The sequence below is a fragment of the Capnocytophaga sp. FDAARGOS_737 genome (assembly GCF_009730375.1).
Classification (GTDB): Bacteria; Bacteroidota; Bacteroidia; order Flavobacteriales; family Flavobacteriaceae; genus Capnocytophaga; species Capnocytophaga leadbetteri.
In genome coordinates this window covers 1,684,498-1,702,561 of sequence record NZ_CP046316.1, presented here as the reverse complement: position 1 = coordinate 1,702,561, position 18,064 = coordinate 1,684,498, and the positions used below count along the sequence as shown (strand labels likewise).

17 protein-coding genes are annotated in these 18,064 nt (G+C 38.0%); 1 reads left to right on the top strand and 16 read right to left on the bottom strand.

All coding sequences use genetic code 11. The features are described 5' to 3' along the window. Window positions 1-10 precede the first annotated feature (10 nt). The 3 genes from FOC45_RS07690 to FOC45_RS07680 form a co-directional block, all read right to left on the bottom strand. Window positions 11-3,115, bottom strand: coding sequence for a glycoside hydrolase family 2 TIM barrel-domain containing protein (locus FOC45_RS07690; RefSeq protein WP_009391301.1), 3,105 nt, complete (start codon window positions 3,113-3,115; stop codon window positions 11-13). Between the two features lie 2 nt (window positions 3,116-3,117). Then, on the bottom strand, window positions 3,118-4,656 hold the full coding sequence (locus tag FOC45_RS07685) for a sulfatase (RefSeq protein WP_009391302.1): 1,539 nt from the start codon (window positions 4,654-4,656) through the stop codon (window positions 3,118-3,120). A 97-nt stretch (window positions 4,657-4,753) separates the two neighbouring features. After that, window positions 4,754-5,848 carry a TlpA disulfide reductase family protein gene (locus tag FOC45_RS07680; RefSeq protein ID WP_034539911.1) on the bottom strand — a complete coding sequence of 365 codons (1,095 nt, stop codon included), beginning with the start codon at window positions 5,846-5,848 and terminating at the stop codon, window positions 4,754-4,756. Window positions 5,849-5,966: 118 nt separating this feature from the next. Here FOC45_RS07680 and FOC45_RS07675 point away from each other — a divergent pair, with 118 nt between their 5' ends. After that, window positions 5,967-6,422 (top strand): hypothetical protein, encoded by a 456-nt coding sequence (locus FOC45_RS07675; RefSeq protein WP_009391303.1) that lies wholly within the window; start codon window positions 5,967-5,969, stop codon window positions 6,420-6,422. A gap of 46 nt (window positions 6,423-6,468) precedes the next feature. Here FOC45_RS07675 and nqrF read toward each other — a convergent pair whose 3' ends face one another. From nqrF to dnaK, 13 genes are all read right to left on the bottom strand, one after another. Then, window positions 6,469-7,782, bottom strand: coding sequence for an NADH:ubiquinone reductase (Na(+)-transporting) subunit F (nqrF, locus tag FOC45_RS07670; protein WP_009391308.1), 1,314 nt, complete (start codon window positions 7,780-7,782; stop codon window positions 6,469-6,471). Beyond that, entirely contained in the window at window positions 7,766-8,500 is a 735-nt protein-coding gene (gene nqrE / locus FOC45_RS07665; RefSeq protein ID WP_009391310.1) for an NADH:ubiquinone reductase (Na(+)-transporting) subunit E, read from the bottom strand. Before nqrE ends, nqrF begins: the two co-directional genes overlap by 17 nt. A 20-nt stretch (window positions 8,501-8,520) precedes the next feature. Then, window positions 8,521-9,168, bottom strand: a complete 648-nt coding sequence (locus FOC45_RS07660; protein ID WP_009391312.1) for an NADH:ubiquinone reductase (Na(+)-transporting) subunit D — start codon at window positions 9,166-9,168, stop codon at window positions 8,521-8,523. A 6-nt stretch (window positions 9,169-9,174) separates the two neighbouring features. Next, complete coding sequence (locus FOC45_RS07655) at window positions 9,175-9,912, bottom strand: Na(+)-translocating NADH-quinone reductase subunit C (RefSeq protein WP_009391314.1); 738 nt, start codon at window positions 9,910-9,912, stop codon at window positions 9,175-9,177. Window positions 9,913-9,914: 2 nt separating this feature from the next. Further along, window positions 9,915-11,144, bottom strand: a complete 1,230-nt coding sequence (locus tag FOC45_RS07650; RefSeq protein WP_009391315.1) for an NADH:ubiquinone reductase (Na(+)-transporting) subunit B — start codon at window positions 11,142-11,144, stop codon at window positions 9,915-9,917. Window positions 11,145-11,160: 16 nt separating this feature from the next. Further along, entirely contained in the window at window positions 11,161-11,667 is a 507-nt protein-coding gene (locus FOC45_RS07645) for a ClbS/DfsB family four-helix bundle protein (protein WP_009391316.1), read from the bottom strand. Between the two features lie 6 nt (window positions 11,668-11,673). Next, complete coding sequence (locus FOC45_RS07640) at window positions 11,674-12,546, bottom strand: hypothetical protein (protein ID WP_009391319.1); 873 nt, start codon at window positions 12,544-12,546, stop codon at window positions 11,674-11,676. A 29-nt stretch (window positions 12,547-12,575) separates the two neighbouring features. Continuing rightward, window positions 12,576-13,931, bottom strand: a complete 1,356-nt coding sequence (locus tag FOC45_RS07635) for a Na(+)-translocating NADH-quinone reductase subunit A (protein WP_009391320.1) — start codon at window positions 13,929-13,931, stop codon at window positions 12,576-12,578. 190 nt (window positions 13,932-14,121) lie between these two features. Continuing rightward, complete coding sequence (gene ftsY, locus FOC45_RS07630) at window positions 14,122-15,084, bottom strand: signal recognition particle-docking protein FtsY (RefSeq protein ID WP_009391321.1); 963 nt, start codon at window positions 15,082-15,084, stop codon at window positions 14,122-14,124. A gap of 111 nt (window positions 15,085-15,195) precedes the next feature. Continuing rightward, window positions 15,196-15,348 (bottom strand): DUF4295 domain-containing protein, encoded by a 153-nt coding sequence (locus FOC45_RS07625; RefSeq protein WP_002680984.1) that lies wholly within the window; start codon window positions 15,346-15,348, stop codon window positions 15,196-15,198. Between the two features lie 10 nt (window positions 15,349-15,358). Beyond that, complete coding sequence (gene rpmG / locus FOC45_RS07620) at window positions 15,359-15,541, bottom strand: 50S ribosomal protein L33 (RefSeq protein WP_009391322.1); 183 nt, start codon at window positions 15,539-15,541, stop codon at window positions 15,359-15,361. Between the two features lie 20 nt (window positions 15,542-15,561). Further along, window positions 15,562-15,798, bottom strand: coding sequence for a 50S ribosomal protein L28 (gene rpmB, locus FOC45_RS07615; RefSeq protein ID WP_009391324.1), 237 nt, complete (start codon window positions 15,796-15,798; stop codon window positions 15,562-15,564). Window positions 15,799-16,009: 211 nt separating this feature from the next. Beyond that, window positions 16,010-17,908 (bottom strand): molecular chaperone DnaK, encoded by a 1,899-nt coding sequence (dnaK, locus tag FOC45_RS07610; protein WP_009391326.1) that lies wholly within the window; start codon window positions 17,906-17,908, stop codon window positions 16,010-16,012. Between the last annotated feature and the right edge of the window lie 156 nt (window positions 17,909-18,064).

Genomic DNA, 18,064 nt, shown 5'->3' with positions numbered 1-18,064 from the left:
AGATAATAATTTATTCAGCAACTAATCTGTAAGAATAACTATAAGGTCTATACAAATACAATAAATATTGTTCCATAGGTAGATTGCCCCAACTATTATCTCCTCCAAGACCTAATTGTTGTAAATCAATGTCTAAATGAGTGTTTTTGCTTAGAGTAAGTTCACCTGAATGTGTTTGTCCTTTTTCAATACCAGGGAATAATTGCTCAGGGGTATAAGGCAAAGCATTTACATTTAGCAACTTGTCAGTGCTATATATAGCAAGAGTAACACCTTTCTTCATTAGTTTTGCCCAGCGCACCTCTGTTTTATTTCCTGTTTCTTGTGGACGTACATAAGGATGTGCTTGCGCTTCAATACTTCCTTCATATAGTCCTATTAAAGAAGAGGTTTTTCTATCTTGGTAACTTTCCCACGGACCTCTTCCATACCATTGAATGCGTTCAAAAGGCAATAGAGTAAGGTGATTCCCAATTTTAAAGGTAAGTGTTTTATCATCTTTTAAAGGCTTAAAAGTATTGCTTACTATTACGAAAGGTTTTCCATTAAAAAGCAACTCTTGTTTGTATGCTATACTTCCATCTACTAATTGTTTTTGAATGGTTACCTTTACTTGTTCTGAAGGTAGAGTCTCAACACTAACTTTTATTTCTTTTGCTTTACTATCAGCGTTTTGTAAATGTTGTAATTTCTTAGGAAGCCCAGCACCAAAGTCGTTATCAGTACCTGGTCGCCATAAGTTTACTTCTAAACCTTCAGCAGCAAAAAGTTCTTCTTTTTTTATTTTGAAAGAAGTCCATTTACCTGTTGTTTTATCAATTTTAGCACTGAAATTCTTGTTTGTTAGCAAGATATAAGTAGATGTTTCTTCTATATTAATAGGAGTGCTATCCTCCTCTACTTTTGCTGGCTGATAGCTTGTCAAAGGAAACTCAGCAAAGGCTAATTCAGTTCCTTTTTTTAATAATCCCTCATCTTCTTTCAAAGTAGCAATATATTGTAGTATATACTCGGCTTGTTTATCTACCAATAAGTTGGGCATTATAATAGTAGCTTCAGTTTGAGGCAAAACTACAAGGTCGGTGATACTACCCTTTTGTACTTCTTTACCCTCTTTTAGTAACTTCCATTGTATTTCATAATTTGACAAATCCTTGAAAAAGTGCTTATTACGCAGGGTAAGTAAATTATTTTTGTACTGAAATCCTATTTCTTGTTGTACCTTTCGTACTTCGTAAGAATGTGGGTGTAAACTTCTATCAGAAGCTATAACTCCATTGATAAGAAAGTTGTTGTCGCTTGGGGTATCTTTATCCCCATAATCTCCTCCATATGTCAGTATTTTCTTCCCGTTAGGTAGTGTTTTATATATACCTTGGTCTACGAAATCCCATATAAAACCGCCTTGTAGCTTAGGATAATGCTCATAAACGTCCCAATATTCTTGGAAGTTTCCTAAACTATTGCCCATAGCGTGTGCATACTCACATTGTAAGAAAGGTTTTTGATGATGACTCAAAGCATACTCTAATAGGAAAGGAATACGTCTGTACATACGCGATTCAATATCGGTATTCCAATCGTAATGAGCTAACTCATAATGGATAGGACGAGTAGGGTCTAACCCTTTCATCATTCTGTAGCCTTTATAGAAATTCCATCCATTGCCAGCTTCATTGCCCATACTCCAAATGATAATAGAAGGGTGGTTTTTGTCACGCATCACCATTCGTTGCATTCTCAATAGGTGGGCATATTCCCATTTGGTATCGTTAGCAAGTGTTTTATCCACTTCGTAATGCATTCCGTGGCTTTCTACATTAGCCTCATCCATTACATAAAGTCCGTATTGGTCGCATAGGTCATAGAAATAAGGATCATCAGGATAATGACAAGTACGTACTGCATTAAAGTTGAGTGCTTTCATTAGCATTACATCTTTTTCCATACTCTCCCTCGATATTACTTGACCTGTATAAGGATCAGTTTCGTGTCGGTTTACACCTTTTATCAAGATGCGTTTCCCATTTACTAATAAGTTAGCTCCTATTATTTCTACAGTTCTAAAACCTATAGGACGACTGATGACTTCTTTTACTTTGCCTTCAGCATCGTATAACACCATTTGTAACCTATATAAGTGGGGCAACTCTGCACTCCACGCTTTCACTTGTGGAAAGTCTGCTTGAAATTGTAACTCTGTTTTGCCAAAAGCTCTTTTTAAGGCTGTAGTATTTTTCTTCTCCTGATAAAGTAGCTTATCTTTGTAGTATACAGATAGTTCCGCTTGATATTTTGATTTATCTTGAATGGTTTCATTCCACACCTCTACCGAAGCAATGAGTCGCCCATCAGCGTAATTATTGCTTAAGGTTGATTGTATATTAAGGTCATAAAAGTGTGTTTTAGGGCGCATATATAGGTAGCAATCACGTGAAATACCCGAAAAACGCCACATATCTTGACACTCTAAGTAACTAGCATCCGTCCATCGTCTTACCTCCATAGCTATAAGGTTCTTTCCTGAGGTCAGATAAGGTGTAATATCAAACTCTGAAGCTAACTTACTGTCTTTGCCAACACCTACAAAAGTACCATTGATATAGAGTTTAAATGCTGATTTTACAGCTCCTAAATGTAGGTAAACCTTTTCATCTTTCCAAGTAGAGGGTAGCTCAAATACTTTGCGATATGCACCTGCATTTTGAGCTAAATCATCAGGAATATCAGGAGGAGTGGGATTTTTTTGGTTAAACTCATATGAAGCATTTACGTAAATAGGAATGCCATAACCTTTCATTTCCCAATTGGCAGGTACAGTTATTTTATCCCATTTTTCTTCCTTGTAATCTTTCTTATAGAAATCTTTAGGAAGTTGCTTATAATCGTTCTTCCAAAGGAATGACCATTCACCATTCAAACTTAAATAGCGTGTAGAATTAGAAGGCAAGCCATTTTTTGCTTTACTTATTTCTTCAAAAGGAAAATAAGAGGCATGCATTGGCATCCGGTTTATTTCTTGTACTGCCGGATTTTCAAAAATAGAATCTAAGGTCTGAGCATATCCGTTGCCGCATACCCATAGAAATAACAAGAGTAAAAACTGTCGCTGCATAGTTATTTTTGTGTTGGGAATTCTTTGTTGAAGAATACTTTTTCAGCAAGATCATCTTTCTTATCGCGAATTTCTTTTAGCAGTAAGCTTTCTAATTCTTTAGTGATTTTCTGATATTCTTTTTGTCCGTATACATTTTGCAATTCTTTGGGGTCTTTTTTAAGGTCAAATAATTCCCAAGTATTACAACGTTTGTAGTAACGGATAAGTTTATAGCGCTCAGTACGAACCCCAAAATGTGGTGATACAGCGTGCTCTCCATTTTCGTAATAGTGGTAGAACAACTGATTACGGATAGGTTTTGCTTTTTTAGCAAATAAAGGCAAGAAAGATTTACCTTGTATATCTTCAGGTACTTTCACTCCTGCTAATTCTAAGAAAGTAGGAGCTAAGTCGATATTTAATACAAAATCATCGTTAGTAGTGCCTTTAGGGAAGAGTTTAGGGTATGAAACTATCATAGGAGTACGGAAAGACTCTTCATACATCCAACGCTTGTCGAACCATCCGTGTTCACCCATATAAAAACCTTGGTCTGAAAGGTAGATGATAATAGTATTATCTTTTAAATTGTGCTTTTCAAGGTAGTCGAGCATACGCCCTATGTTCTTATCCATTGATTTTACAGTAGAAAGATAGTCGCGCATATAGCGTTGGAACTTCCATTTTGCTAATTCTTTTCCGCTGAGGTTTTCCTTGAAGTATTCACTTCTGATAGGATTGTAAAAATCGTTATAAGCAGCAAATTGAGCAGCTGTCATTCGAGAGAAGTTAGCGTCTTGTGCTACATCTTTCTCATTTTTAAACATTTTTAAGTCATAACCCATACGCATATCTTTTCCAATAGCCATTTCTTGCAAACTTGCAGGTACACGTGTAGCATAATCGTCAAAGAAAGTATCAGGTAGAGGAAAATTGACATGCTCATAAGCTCCTAATTCAGGTAGGTCAGGCATCCAAGTGCGGTGTACAGCCTTGTGTCCTACTACTAAACAGAAAGGTTTGTTCATATCCCGTCTGTCAAGCCATTTTTCTGCTTCGTCTTCTATGATATTGCTCACGTACCCTTGCTCGCGTACGCGTTTTTTGCCTTCAATGATGAAGTCGGGGTTGAAATACCTGCCTTGGTCTACCAATATTTTGAAGAAGTTAAAGCCTTTAGGGTCATCGCCTAAATGATATTTACCTATCCAAGCGGTCTGATAGCCACCTTGTTGTAGAAGGTTAACAAACTGCTGCTGAGACGAGTTGTAATGCGAGGTTTCATTATCCATAAATCCGTTTTTATGGCTGTATTTCCCCGTTAAGATACAAGCCCTACTAGGGCCACAAATAGAGTTGGTTACAAATGCCTTGTTGAAAGTAACTCCCTCTTTAGCTAACTTATCAATAGCAGGGGTAGCATCGGTTTGCCCATTGTTATAAGCCCCAATGGTTTGATAAGAATGGTCATCAGATACGATGAGTACAATGTTAGGTTTGCTTTGTGCAAAACCAAATGTAGAACAACATATTCCACATAAAAGTAACAATCTTTTCATAAAGCTGTTGGTTTATTTATGATTATAAACTTATTTTTCGGCAACAAAATTACAAAATATTTTGTTAAAGACCAAAAATATTTCCTAAAATTTTATCTTATAAGTTAATGAGGCTTTCTAATGCTGTATCTTTACTTGGCATTGGAGCATTGATAGAAATGATACTACCTTCTTTATCTACTAACATATAACGCGGAATACTTCGCAAATCATATAGTTTTTTGAATAATTCTTTTGTTTCTGGTGAAGCATAGAGATGAATACCGCTTAGTTTCTTCTCTTTTACCATTGTTTTCCACGCTTCTTTATCGCGGTCTACCGAAATACTTACAAAAGTAATGGGTTTACCTTTATAAGTTTGTTGTAAGGTTTCTAAAGCAGGGAGTTCTTTTCTGCAATCAGGACAATAAGTTGCCCAAATATCGATGAAGAGCATTTTTCCTTTTAGATTTAGTTGCTCAAAACTTATGGGCTTGTCATTCATATCTACTACTCCTTCAAAAGGCGGGAAAGGTTGCCCTGATTTAAGTTTATTAACTAAGTTTATATGTTGGTTGAGTTCTTGTAGAAGCTCAGTGTTCTTTATTATTTGTGGTATTAAAGCCATTAATTCTTCGTTAGTAGTAGCTGCTGAAGTAGGTGAAACCCCTTCTATGAGCAAAGGAGCTAGTGCTTGCTTGATGTTTTCTGATTTAATTGTTTTGAAGTCAGGTAAAATCTTTCCCCAAGGGTCATCAAACTCATATTGTACTTTATAAGAGTAGATATGTAGCTTAAAAATATTGTGTACTAAAGTTTGATACTCAGGATAATCGTTAAAATCAGTAGCATTGTCTAAATCTACTGTAGCGCACAAGTCTTCCAACTCATTGATAACCGGAGCTTCTTCTTCGGTATATTTGCGGTGATTCAACAAATATTCCGATACTATAGCCAGCTGCTGATAGCGGTTAGTTTTCTCTTCTTTAGCTGCGAAATCTGCTGGCAAGTTTTTTAGTATTTTGCCGTATTGTTGGGCTATTGCCTGCATACTTTGTTTAAAAGCCATAGGAGCTTGTCCTAAGAGTTCATTTTGTTTCTCAGCTGATTGTAAACCTATGCTGTCTTTTTGTTGTTGATAAGCCTTTATTGCTTCTTCTGGATTGGAGCACGACACTAAGGCACATACAAGAATTGCAAATATCTTTTTCATAACACTATGATTTAAAATAATGACAAAGGTACGATATTTTTTGAAATATTCTCTAATTTTAGCAATTATTCCTATTTTTGCACTCAAAAATCTTCTAATAGGAAACAATAACTCATTTATGAATATAAACATCGAAGATTTCAGTCTTACTAATTTTATTTCTTCTGTTGAAACTATGCCTTTTGATTATGCTGGTGTAGGAGGTATAGCTGATTGTTTTGGATATTATATTATCTGCTTTAAGGAAAGAAACAGTGATATTGTTTCTGCTATCAGTTTTGATGATATTTTACTACATAAAGAACTTACTGAAATGGCTAATCATATTTTACGAACACTGTGTATTCCTATTCGTTTTGGAGATGATGGTCATCTTGTTAAATCTACCTTAGGCACTCCTTTCTGTATTGATGAAAACCTTTTTACTGAACGAAAAATATGGTATTATTATATCAATGAAGGAAAAGGACTTTTAAATATTGGTATTAATTCGGTAGATAAATTTATGAGTTTAGAAATTATCACCCACCCCACAATTATAAAAGAACGAAAAGAAACCTTATCTATATCATAAAAAATCCGACCTATTACTAAGTCGGATTTTTATATGAAAAAGGTGATTAACCACCAAAGTCGTCAAAACGAATGTTTTCGTCAGGCATACCAAAGTCTTGTCCCATTTTCTGAACAGCTTTGTTCATCATCGGAGGACCACAGAAGTACAGTTCTATATCTTCTGGGGTATCGTGTTTCTTCAAATACTGTTCGATTACAGCATTGTGTACAAATCCTAAGAATCCATCACCTTCAGGGTCATTGATATCTTTCTTCACTTTCCAGTTATCTTCTGGTAGCGGTTCAGAAAGTACGATAAAGAATTTGAAGTTAGGAAACTCGCGCTCTAATTCGCGGAAGTGCTCTACATAGAACAATTCGCGTTTTGAACGACCTCCGTACCAATAAGTAACTTTTCTATTGGTTTTTAGGGTTTTGAAGAGGTGATACAAATGCGAACGCATAGGTGCCATACCTGCACCTCCCCCTACATAAAGCATCTCGGCATTAGACTCGTTGATGAAGAACTCACCATAAGGGCCTGAAATGGTAACCTTATCACCTGGTTTACGAGAGAAAATGTATGATGAGGCTACTCCAGGATTTACATCCATCCAGCCACCTTTAGCTCTGTCGAACGGAGGTGTAGCGATACGTACGTTTAGCATAATTCTACGTCCTTCAGCAGGATAAGAAGCCATAGAGTAAGCACGCTCTGCAGGTTCTGGGTTTTTCATCACTAAAGGCCATAGTTTGAACTTATCCCATTCCATTTTGAACTTATCAGGCTCACCTGGGTGTTCTTTAGGGTGTGCAGTGATGTCGATGTCAGTGTATTTTACCTCGCAAGCAGGGATTTCTATTTGTATATATCCACCTGGTTTGTAGTCCATATCTTCAGGGATTTCTACCACAAACTCTTTGATGAAAGAGGCAACGTTGTAGTTGCTTACCACCTTAGCTTCCCATTTTTTGATACCAAATACTTGTTCAGGTACGCCTATTTGCATATCTTGTTTTACTTTCACTTGGCATGCCAAACGTACTCCCTCTTTAAGTTCTTTTTTGGTAAAGTGAGGGGTTTCAGTAGGAAGGGCTTCGCCACCCCCTTCGTATACGTGGCATTCGCATTGCAAGCAAGACCCTTTACCACCACAAGCTGATGGCAAGAAAATCTTCTCGTTACCCAAAGTAGAAAGCAATGAACCACCGATAGGCACTTCTATTACTTTATCTTTATTGATAGTGATTTTTACAGGGCCGGATGGGGTTAGTTTCTGCTTTACATATAGTAAAACGGCTACTAACAGAAGGATTATTACTAATAACCCTATTACCGTTACTGCAATAGTTGTTAATATTTCACTTGCTAATATCATTGCTTAAATCTTTTGTGTTATTGGCTAAATTATCAGTTTTAACTTCTTGTTGGATAGTGGTTTCTTTCTTAGGCTCTTCTTTTTTGCTGCTACCACCTGTTAGCATACCACCAAAACTCATAAAGCCAATAGCCATAAGCCCTGTGGTGATGAAAGTGATACCTAAGCCGCGCAAAGGAGCTGGTACGTGTGAATAACGTATCTTTTCGCGTATAGCTGCCAACGCCAAGATAGCGATAGCCCAACCTAATCCTGAACTCACCCCGTAAGCTACTGAAAGCCCGAATGAGTGAATCACTTCAGCACGCGATTGCATAAAGAGTGAACCTCCTAAGATAGCACAGTTTACAGCTATCAAAGGCAAGAAGATACCTAATGAGTTATACAATGATGGTGAGAACTTCTCTACTACAATCTCTACCAACTGTACCATTGTAGCTACAGTAGCGATAAACAAAATGTAGGTAAGGAAGCTCAAGTCATAATTAGCATATTCTTCACCCAACCAGCGCAAAGCACCTTCTTTGAGTATATACTCATTGAGTAGCCAGTTCATAGGTACTGTTAGGGTTTGTACAAATACTACGGCAGCTCCTAATCCTATAGCAGTCGACACTTTTTTAGATACAGCCAAGTACGAACACATACCTAAAAAGGTAGCGAAAATCATATTCTCTACGAATATTGATTTAAAAATCAGTGTTAAATATTCTAACATTTTCTTTTCTTTTTAAATGATTAATGACTGTCTTCTATTAAGGCTTTGTTGCGTGAGCGCTGTACCCACACTACTATACCATAGGTTACCAAAGCCATAGGAGCTAACAACATAAAACCGTTGTTTTCGTAGCCTAAGGCATAAACTCCTGTTTTCTTGATAGGGTCTCCTAATATTTGGAAACCTAGCAAAGTACCAGAACCTAATAGTTCGCGGAAGAAAGCTACGATAAGTAAGGCGATAGAGTAACCACCTGCGTTACCAATAGCATCTAAGAACGATTTTCCTGGAGGGTTACCCAAAGCAAATGCCTCAAAGCGCCCCATCAAAATACAGTTGGTGATGATAAGCCCTACGTATACAGATAGCTGTTTGCTAAGGTCGTATACATAAGCCTTCAGAACAAAGTCCACTACGATTACCAAGGCAGCAGCCACTATCAGCTGGGCGATGATACGAATTTTTGGTGGAATCACATTTCTAAGCAAAGAAATGGTTACGTTACCCATTACAAGCACAAAGGTAAATGAAAGGCTCATTACGATAGCGGCTTTCAGCTGAGCTGTAATTGCCAAGGCTGAACAGATACCTAACACTTGTACTGTTACGGGGTTGTTATCCCATAGAGGGTCAGTTACTAATTTTGTATCTTTTTTTGATAGTCCCATAGTCTCTTATTTGTTTAAACTTTTAATATAGGATATATAAGGCTCTATGCCATCGCTTATCATCCCTTGCACTCCATTACCAGTAAGGGTAGCTCCTGCAATAGCATCAATTTTCCCATCTTCTTTACGTTTATTTTCAGGGTCACCATTACTTTTTGAAATTTGAATGCTTTGGAAGTTACCTGCCGCATCCAATAAATGTTCCCCAATAAAGTCGTCCATAAAGAAACGTTCTTTGATGTTAGCTCCTAAACCAGCGGTTTCACCTTTGTGGTCGAAGAAAACACCACGTACGATAAGGTCTTTATCTACTGCTATATATCCCCAAATAGCATCCCACAAACCACGTCCGCTTACGGGAATTATATAGAGGGTAGCTCCATCTTTTTCACCTACGTAAAGAGGTAAACCTTCACGATGACCGTTGAAGTTGATAAGGTCATTAGCACCTTCTACTTTTTCAGCGGTATTTCCTTTGATAAGGTATTGCTCTTTCACATAGTTAGGAAACTCTTTTTCAGCATCGGTAGTAGAAAGAAACTCTACTTTACCTCCTCCGAGCTCGCCTTCATTGTGATTTACGCCCATAGCGTAGAGGATATTCTGTTTCTTTTCTAACTTTTTATTGTTGCTGATATCGCTACTTAACGCTGACGAGATACCAGCGAGTAACGCACCTACGATTACCACCATTATAATGGCGAAAATCACTGTATACGAATTACTTTCTGTCTTGATTGCCATAATTATGCGGTTTTAGCAGTTGATAATTTTAAACGTTTTTTTCTACGAGACACATTGGCTTGTACTACGAAGTGATCGATAGTAGGTGCCAATACGTTCATCAATAAGATAGCAAGCATTACACCTTCTGGGTAGGCAGGGTTGAAACAACGGATAGCAATCGCTATAAAACCTGCTAAGAATCCATAGATGTATTTACCTGTATTGGTTTGTGCTGCTGTTACAGGGTCGGTAGCCATAAATACAGCTCCGAAAGCCAAACCACCTATAAGTAAGTGCTCATATGCAGGTAAGCTCCACAAAGCGTAAAACTGTGTACCTTCCATACTTGGGGCTAAACAATTGAAGATAGCACCCATTACCCAAGCACCTACAAACATACTTACCATTATACGCCAAGAAGCAATTTTGGTATAAATAAGGAATAGACCAGCTAAGATAATGAGTAGGGTAGAGGTCTCACCTACTGAACCTGGTATAAAACCAAAAAACAGGTCTGATACTTGGTAAGTACCCGTTTGTCCTTGTGCTAAATTACCTAAAACTGTTTCTCCTGATACGGCATCTAAATTAGCGCCAGCAGCTATGTCTTTAGCGCGTTGTACGGCTCCTTCTACCCATACTTTATCACCTGTCATAGATGTTGGGTAAGCAAAGAATAAGAACGCACGAATAGTTAGTGCTGGGTTCAAGATGTTCATACCTGTACCACCGAATACTTCTTTACCTATAATTACCCCAAAAGCTACAGCTACAGCTAGCATCCAAAGAGGAATGTCAATAGGTACGATAAGAGGTACTAACATACCGGTTACTAAATAACCTTCTTCTACTTCGTGTTTGCGGATAGTAGCAAAGATAAACTCAATGCCCAAACCTACCACGTATGATACTATCACTAAAGGAAGTACTTTAGTAATACCAATACTGAAGTTAGCCCAATTCCAGAAATCGCCGCTGCAGAAAGCCATACCCGCCTGAGGTTCAATCGTTCCGAAAGCGACTTGGTGCTGATAGCCAGCATTGAAAATACCGAAAATCAAACAAGGAATAAGTGCCATTACCACCATATTCATAGTTCGTTTTAGGTCGTCAGCAGCCTTAATGTGGGTACCCCCGTGGGTTACCTCATTAGGCGTATAGAGGAATGTGTGGAGCGCGTTGAAAGTTGTCTCCATCTTCGTTCCTTTATACTTTTCTTTTAATGTATTTAATTTACTTTTTAAACTCATTTTCTTAATGAATAAGTTAATTATTTCTTTTTATTGATTTGCGAATTAGTTTTAAAGCCCAATCGTAATGGCTTGACGTTGATGAAACTAAGTAAGAGCCGAGTGAGGTCGTACCCGTCCAATGATACTTCTTTTTGGTAAAAAGCTCTTCATCTGAGTGTTTCTGTATAAGTTGAAACACTTTATTATGAGAAGCTTCAAAAAGTGAGAGTATCTCAGCAAGTGATACTTTTTGACATTGCTCCCATATTTCTCGGTTGAGTTTAGGAGTGTCAGAAAAAGTATAACCCTCTTTGGGTATTTTAGGTTTTTCACCTCGCATTCCTACCTCATACCAATTTAGGAATAATAAATGCCAATGATACAAGTGTCCTATAACATCGCGAATATTTCTATTCATTGTACCTTCTAGGAAGGAGTCTTCTCGCTGTTCCTCAGGTAGTGTTTCTATCAAAGAAAGTAACTTTTGGTAATTTTCTTTAGCTAAAAACTCTAAATCTAGTTTCGTTGCAGGTCTTGCCATTTTAATTTAAGCTTTTGCTTTCAGCATATCATAAATAGTTTTATTGATATGTAAGTATTTCATAAACTCATCAGTATCAAACTCTACTTTGCCTTTACTATTTGTTTTAGCCTTTACATTATATACAGAAAGATAATAATCATTGCCCGATACATATGCCGTAAAAAGGCTATGACTTGCTTGTCTATCTGCTAACTGTAAAGTTTCAGCTAATGCTTCCCAATTACCTTGTTCAGCGGCTTGCTTAAAGCTATTAGGGTTGTCTATATAAGTAAAAGCAGGTAACTCTTCTTCTTTAAACCATTCTTCGGTAACTTCACTAAAAGGTACTTTTGAACGACCTGCAGCCATAAAACCAAAGAACATAATAGCTCCGAACTCAATTAACCAAATAATACTAAGGAAAATACCACTTACAGTCATACTCTTTATACCCCAAGTACCTTCTTCATTGATAAGCATTATCAAATCAATAAGATCACTTGGGTGAGTGGCTAAGTAAAGCAGTTGCTCAAATTGAACATTGCTCACCGATATACCCATCTGTTCATTTCCGTAAACTTCTCCAGCGTTTAGTACTAAGTCTACCCATACTACCCATTGGCTGTAATAAGCTACCAATGAGGCAATAATAGCAAAAAGTACTGAAAGCCCATAGTTACGCACTTTTCCTAATCTGATGACTAAAAGGCTCACTACAAAAGAGATACTAACCCCAAAACCAAAGGTAATGAGAAAGTTTACATATATAATAGGTATATACCACGTAGCATATGCATAGATAGCACCCAGAATAGGCATTATTATAGCACACACTAATAAAAGATATACAAAAGCTATAGGTGAAAATTTTCCTGAAGGCTTGTAATAGTTTAACATTTTTCTGATATATTACTGTCTATGAATTATTATCCTAATTCTTGAATCATTAAATCAAGTCCGTCTCTGATAATTTGCTGATGTGGCTGTTTAGACACACATACAAATTCAGTAAGCGCAAAGTCCTCTGGAGCTACTTCATAAGCACCAAGGTTTTCCAACTCGTCCAAATCCTTATATAGGCAAGCTTTAAGTAGTTGCATAGGATAGATGTCTAATGGGAAAACTTCTTCGTACATACCTGTTACCACAAAAGCACGGTGTTCGCCATTGGTATTGGTGTTAAGGTCGTACTTTTTCTTAGGATTCAACCACGAGAAAGTAAGCGAACGAGTAAGAGATACTTTGTTGCTTATAGGTTTTGCCCAACCGAATAAATCATAATCATTTCCTTCAGGGATAGCTGTGATTTGGTCGTCATAAAAACCTAAGAAATCGTTCTCACCTACCTTAGTGCCAGTAAGTACATCACCACTGATAATACGAGTGTTAGCAACTTCTTTTACTTGGTTACCTACCACGCTGCTAATTTGAGCTCCTGCAATAGCGGTTACGTAGTGAGGGTTTTCAATACGAGAACCTGTAAGTGCTACAGTGCGTGTAAGGTTGAGTTTACCAGTAAGGAAAAGTTCACCGATAACTACCAAGTCCTGAGGAGTAACCACCCATACCACTTCACCCTTGTTGATAGGGCTAATGCGTGCTATTTGGGTGCTGACGTTACCAGCAGGGTGAGGTCCTGAAACATTGTGAAGAACAATGTTTTTGAGGTTACGGAAAGGAGAAAGAGAACTGTCTTTAAACACTGATACGTGCACCTTACCAGGGGTTAGCTTAGAAAGGGCAGTAAGAGCTGTTTGTAGCTCATTTTCTTTGTCTTTTAGCACATAGTCGTAGTCTGGGGCAAGCGGGTTGGTTTTGCAAGCCGACACGAATATTGCTTTTGGAGTAGTGTCAGGATTGGCAATCACGTCATAAGGGCGCTGTTTGATAAAAGGCCAACAACCACTGCTAAGTAGGTGTGCCTTAATGTCTTCGCCCTCCATTTCGTTCACATCCTTTTCACCATAGCTCTTAAACGATTGTTCCTCGCTGGGTGCTATACGTATTTCTAAGACCTTACGTCTTTCGCCACGTATAATCTCCTTGATAGTACCACTTACAGGAGAGGGGAACAAGATACGCTCATCACTCTTAGAAAAGAACAATGCTTCACCTGCCTTCACTTCATTCCCCTCACGTAGTAAAAGTTTGGGGATAACTCTGTGAAAATCACTGGGTTTAACAGCATACAATGCCGAAAGAGGGAGCTGCTTAGTAGTCTTATCAGCTTTCCCTTCCAACAGTATGTCTAACCCTTTTCGAATGCGGATGTCGTTTGACATATCTAAAAAAATATTAGTTAGTTTTGTTAAATTTGGCGACAAATATACGAATATTTTTTGGATATAAAATAATGTAGTGATTTTATTTTATAAAAAAAGAATCACTTCAGATATTTATGGCTTCTTGAAAAGTTAATATTTTCAATTAAAATAACCTAAAGTGATTCTTTTTATCTCTTAAAAATAGTATTTATTGCTGGAAGAATGAGTCTACAAACTCATATTTGTTGAATATTTGCAAATCATCAATTCCTTCGCCTACCCCTATGTATTTTACCGGAATTTGGAACTGGTCTGAAATGCCTATTACTACGCCGCCTTTGGCAGTGCCGTCTAACTTGGTAACGGCTAAGGCGGTTACTTCAGTCGCTTTGGTAAACTCTTTAGCTTGTTCAAAAGCGTTTTGTCCTGTAGAGCCGTCTAATACTAATAGCACTTCGTGAGGAGCATCAGCTATTACTTTTTGCATTACGCGCTTTATTTTGCTCAGCTCATTCATCAGGTTTATCTTGTTGTGCAAGCGTCCTGCTGTATCTATGATTACTACATCAGCCCCTTGTTTTACAGCAGAAGTAAGAGTATCGTAGGCTACTGAGGCAGGGTCGCTACCCAGCTGCTGCTTAATCATCGGTACTCCCGTACGATCAGCCCATACTTGCAACTGGTCTATTGCTGCTGCGCGGAAAGTATCGGCAGCCCCTAAGACTACTTTTAGTCCTTTTTTAGTAAACTGACTAGCTAGTTTGCCTATAGTAGTTGTTTTTCCAGCTCCATTTACGCCTACTACCATCATTACGTATGGCTTTTTGTCTGCAGGGAGAGAAAAGTCGGTAGCCTCGCCAGTGTGCGTTTCTGACAGTAGACTACCAATCTCTTCGCGTAAGATTTTATTAAGTTCAGAAGTGCCTAAATACTTGTCTTTAGCCACACGTGCTTCTATACGTTCAATAATTTTTAGGGTAGTATTAACCCCTACATCGCTGGCGATGAGTACCTCTTCAAGGTCATCGAGCACCTCCTCATCTACTTTTGATTTTCCAATAATAGCCTTGCCAAGACGGTCGAAAAAGCTATTTTTCGATTTTTCTAAGCCCTTGTTTAGGGTCTCTTTCTTCTCTTTAGAAAAGATATTTTTTAAAAACTCAAATGCCATAACTATACTATAATCTAAAAACTCGGGCAAAGGTAATAAAAAAGGTTTATATATGCAAAAAAGCTGTCTCACGACAGCTTTTCAGATATGATAAAAATAGAGAAAATTTAATTATTTCTTCTTCAAAAATTCATCAACGAGCTCAGGAGCCATAACGCTTTCTACGAAAGTATAGGCACCTGTTTTAGGTGATTTCACCATTTTGATAGCTTTAGTAAGCTTTTTTGATTTACCTTGTAGTGTTGCTACTGTTTTCTTTGCCATAACGTTTTAATTATTTAATTTCTTTATGAACAGTTATTTTCTTTAGGATAGGGTTAAACTTTTTAAGTTCTAATCTATCTGGAGTATTTTTTTTGTTTTTGGTAGTGATGTAACGAGAAGTTCCTGGTAAGCCAGATTCTTTGTGCTCGGTGCACTCCAATATAACCTGAATTCTATTTCCTTTTTTAGCCATTTTACTATTGTTTTTAAAATTTAGTTAATATATCCGTTACGTTCTACCTCTTTAAGCACTTCGTAGATACCTTTTTTGTCGATAGTTTTGATAGCAGCTGCCGATACTTTTAGGGTAATCCAACGGTTTTCTTCAGGAATGAAGAAGCGTTTGGTACGGAGGTTTACATTAAATTTACGTTTCGTTTTGTTCATTGCGTGCGACACGTTGTTGCCCACCAATGCTTTTTTGCCTGTTAAGTCACAAACTCTTGCCATTTTTTCTCTATTTATTAATATGTTATTTATATTCAGGGCGCAAAGGTACAACTATTTTTTTTAATACCAAAACTTTTTTTGATTTTTTAGTTCGAATGTGTGATTTTTTAGCAGTTGTTTTAACCGAAAAAATATTTTGCTTTCATCATATACAAAAAAACACCCCCATTTACTGAGGGTGTTTTTGTTATCTGCTTGTCCGTGCTACGGACTATTTTACTTCTTCAAAATCTACGTCTTGTACATTGTCGGTATTACCGCCTTGCTGTTGTTGTCCGCCAGCGTTAGGTTGTCCGGTAGCACCGCCTTGTTGTGCTTTGTAGAGGTCTTCTGAAGCTTGTTGCCAAACAGTGTTGATTTTGTTTAACGCTGCTTCTATGTTGCCAAGGTCTTTGCTGTCATAAGCTGTTTTTAACTCGCTTAGCGCGCCTTCTATAGCCCCTTTCTTGTCAGCAGGTAGCTTATCGCCAAACTCTTTCAATTGCTTTTCAGTTTGGAAAATCATCGCGTCAGCTTCGTTTAGCTTATCAGCTCTCTCTTTGGCTTTCTTGTCGGCTTCAGCATTAGCTTCAGCTTCGCGTTTCATCTTTTCGATGTCTTCTTTAGAAAGTCCTGATGAGGCTTCTATACGTATGTTGTGCGATTTGCCAGTACCTTTGTCGGTAGCTGATACGTTGATGATACCGTTAGCATCGATATCGAAAGTTACCTCAATTTGTGGTACTCCACGTGGAGCAGGAGGGATGTTGTCTAAGTGGAAACGACCTATCGTTTTGTTGTCGTTAGCCATTGGACGTTCCCCTTGTAGTACGTGTATTTCCACACTTGGCTGATTGTCAGCAGCAGTTGAGAATACTTGTGACTTTTTAGTAGGGATAGTGGTGTTAGCATCGATGAGTTTAGTCATCACGCCGCCCATAGTTTCGATACCCAATGATAGAGGGGTAACGTCTAAGAGCAATACATCTTTCACATCACCGGTAAGTACCCCCCCTTGTATAGCAGCCCCTATAGCTACTACCTCGTCAGGGTTTACACTCTTATTAGGTTTCTTATTAAAGAATTTCTCTACCGCTTCTTGTACAGCAGGGATACGAGTAGAACCCCCTACTAAGATAACCTCGTCTATATCACCTACGCTTAAACCTGCGTTTTGTAGTGCTTTTCTACAAGGCTCGATAGTGCGTTTTACTAGGTCGTCTATCAGTTGCTCGAACTTAGCACGAGAGAGTTTGCGCACCAAGTGTTTAGGGCCTGAAGCAGTAGCGGTGATGTAAGGCAAGTTGATTTCAGTTTCAGTAGATGATGAAAGTTCAATCTTAGCTTTTTCAGCTGCTTCTTTGAGGCGTTGTAGTGCCATTGGGTCTTTGCGTAGGTCAATACCTTCTTCAGCTTGGAACTCTTCAGCTAACCAGTTGATGATTTTTTCATCTACGTCATCACCACCAAGGTGTGTATCGCCATCGGTAGCAAGTACTTCAAACACACCATCACCAAGCTCTAAGATAGACACGTCGTGGGTACCACCACCAAAGTCGAATACTACTATCTTGTGGTCGTTGTGGTTTTTGTCAAGACCGTAAGCTAAGGCAGCAGCTGTAGGTTCGTTGATGATACGTTCTACTTTTAGACCTGCTATCTCGCCCGCTTCTTTAGTAGCTTGACGTTGTGCATCATTAAAGTAAGCAGGTACGGTGATAACCGCGCTGGTTACTGGTTGCCCTAAGAAGTCTTCAGCGGTTTTCTTCATTTTTTGAAGTATCATAGCTGAGATTTCTTGAGGAGTGTACAAACGTCCGTCAATATCTACACGAGGGGTATCGTTGTCGCCGCGCACTACTTTGTAAGGTACGCGTGCTATTTCTTTTCCTATTTCAGAGAATTTGTTCCCCATAAAACGTTTGATAGAATAAACAGTTTTGTGAGGGTTGGTAACAGCCTGACGTTTAGCGGCGTCACCTACTTTTATTTCGCCTCCGTCTACAAAAGCTACTACTGATGGAGTAGTGCGTTTGCCTTCAGCATTGGTAATTACTACAGGGTCATTACCTTCCATAACAGAAACACACGAGTTGGTGGTTCCTAAGTCTATACCTATAATCTTGCTCATATTAATTGTTCGTTATTATTAGTTCAACATTTATTTTTAATTTCATTAGTAGATAGTCAATGATTGTGCCAAAGCACTAAAAACTGACAAAATGTCATTTTTTTTAGTTGTTAGTGATTAGTCGTTAGTCGTTAGAAAGCGACTAATCACTAATTA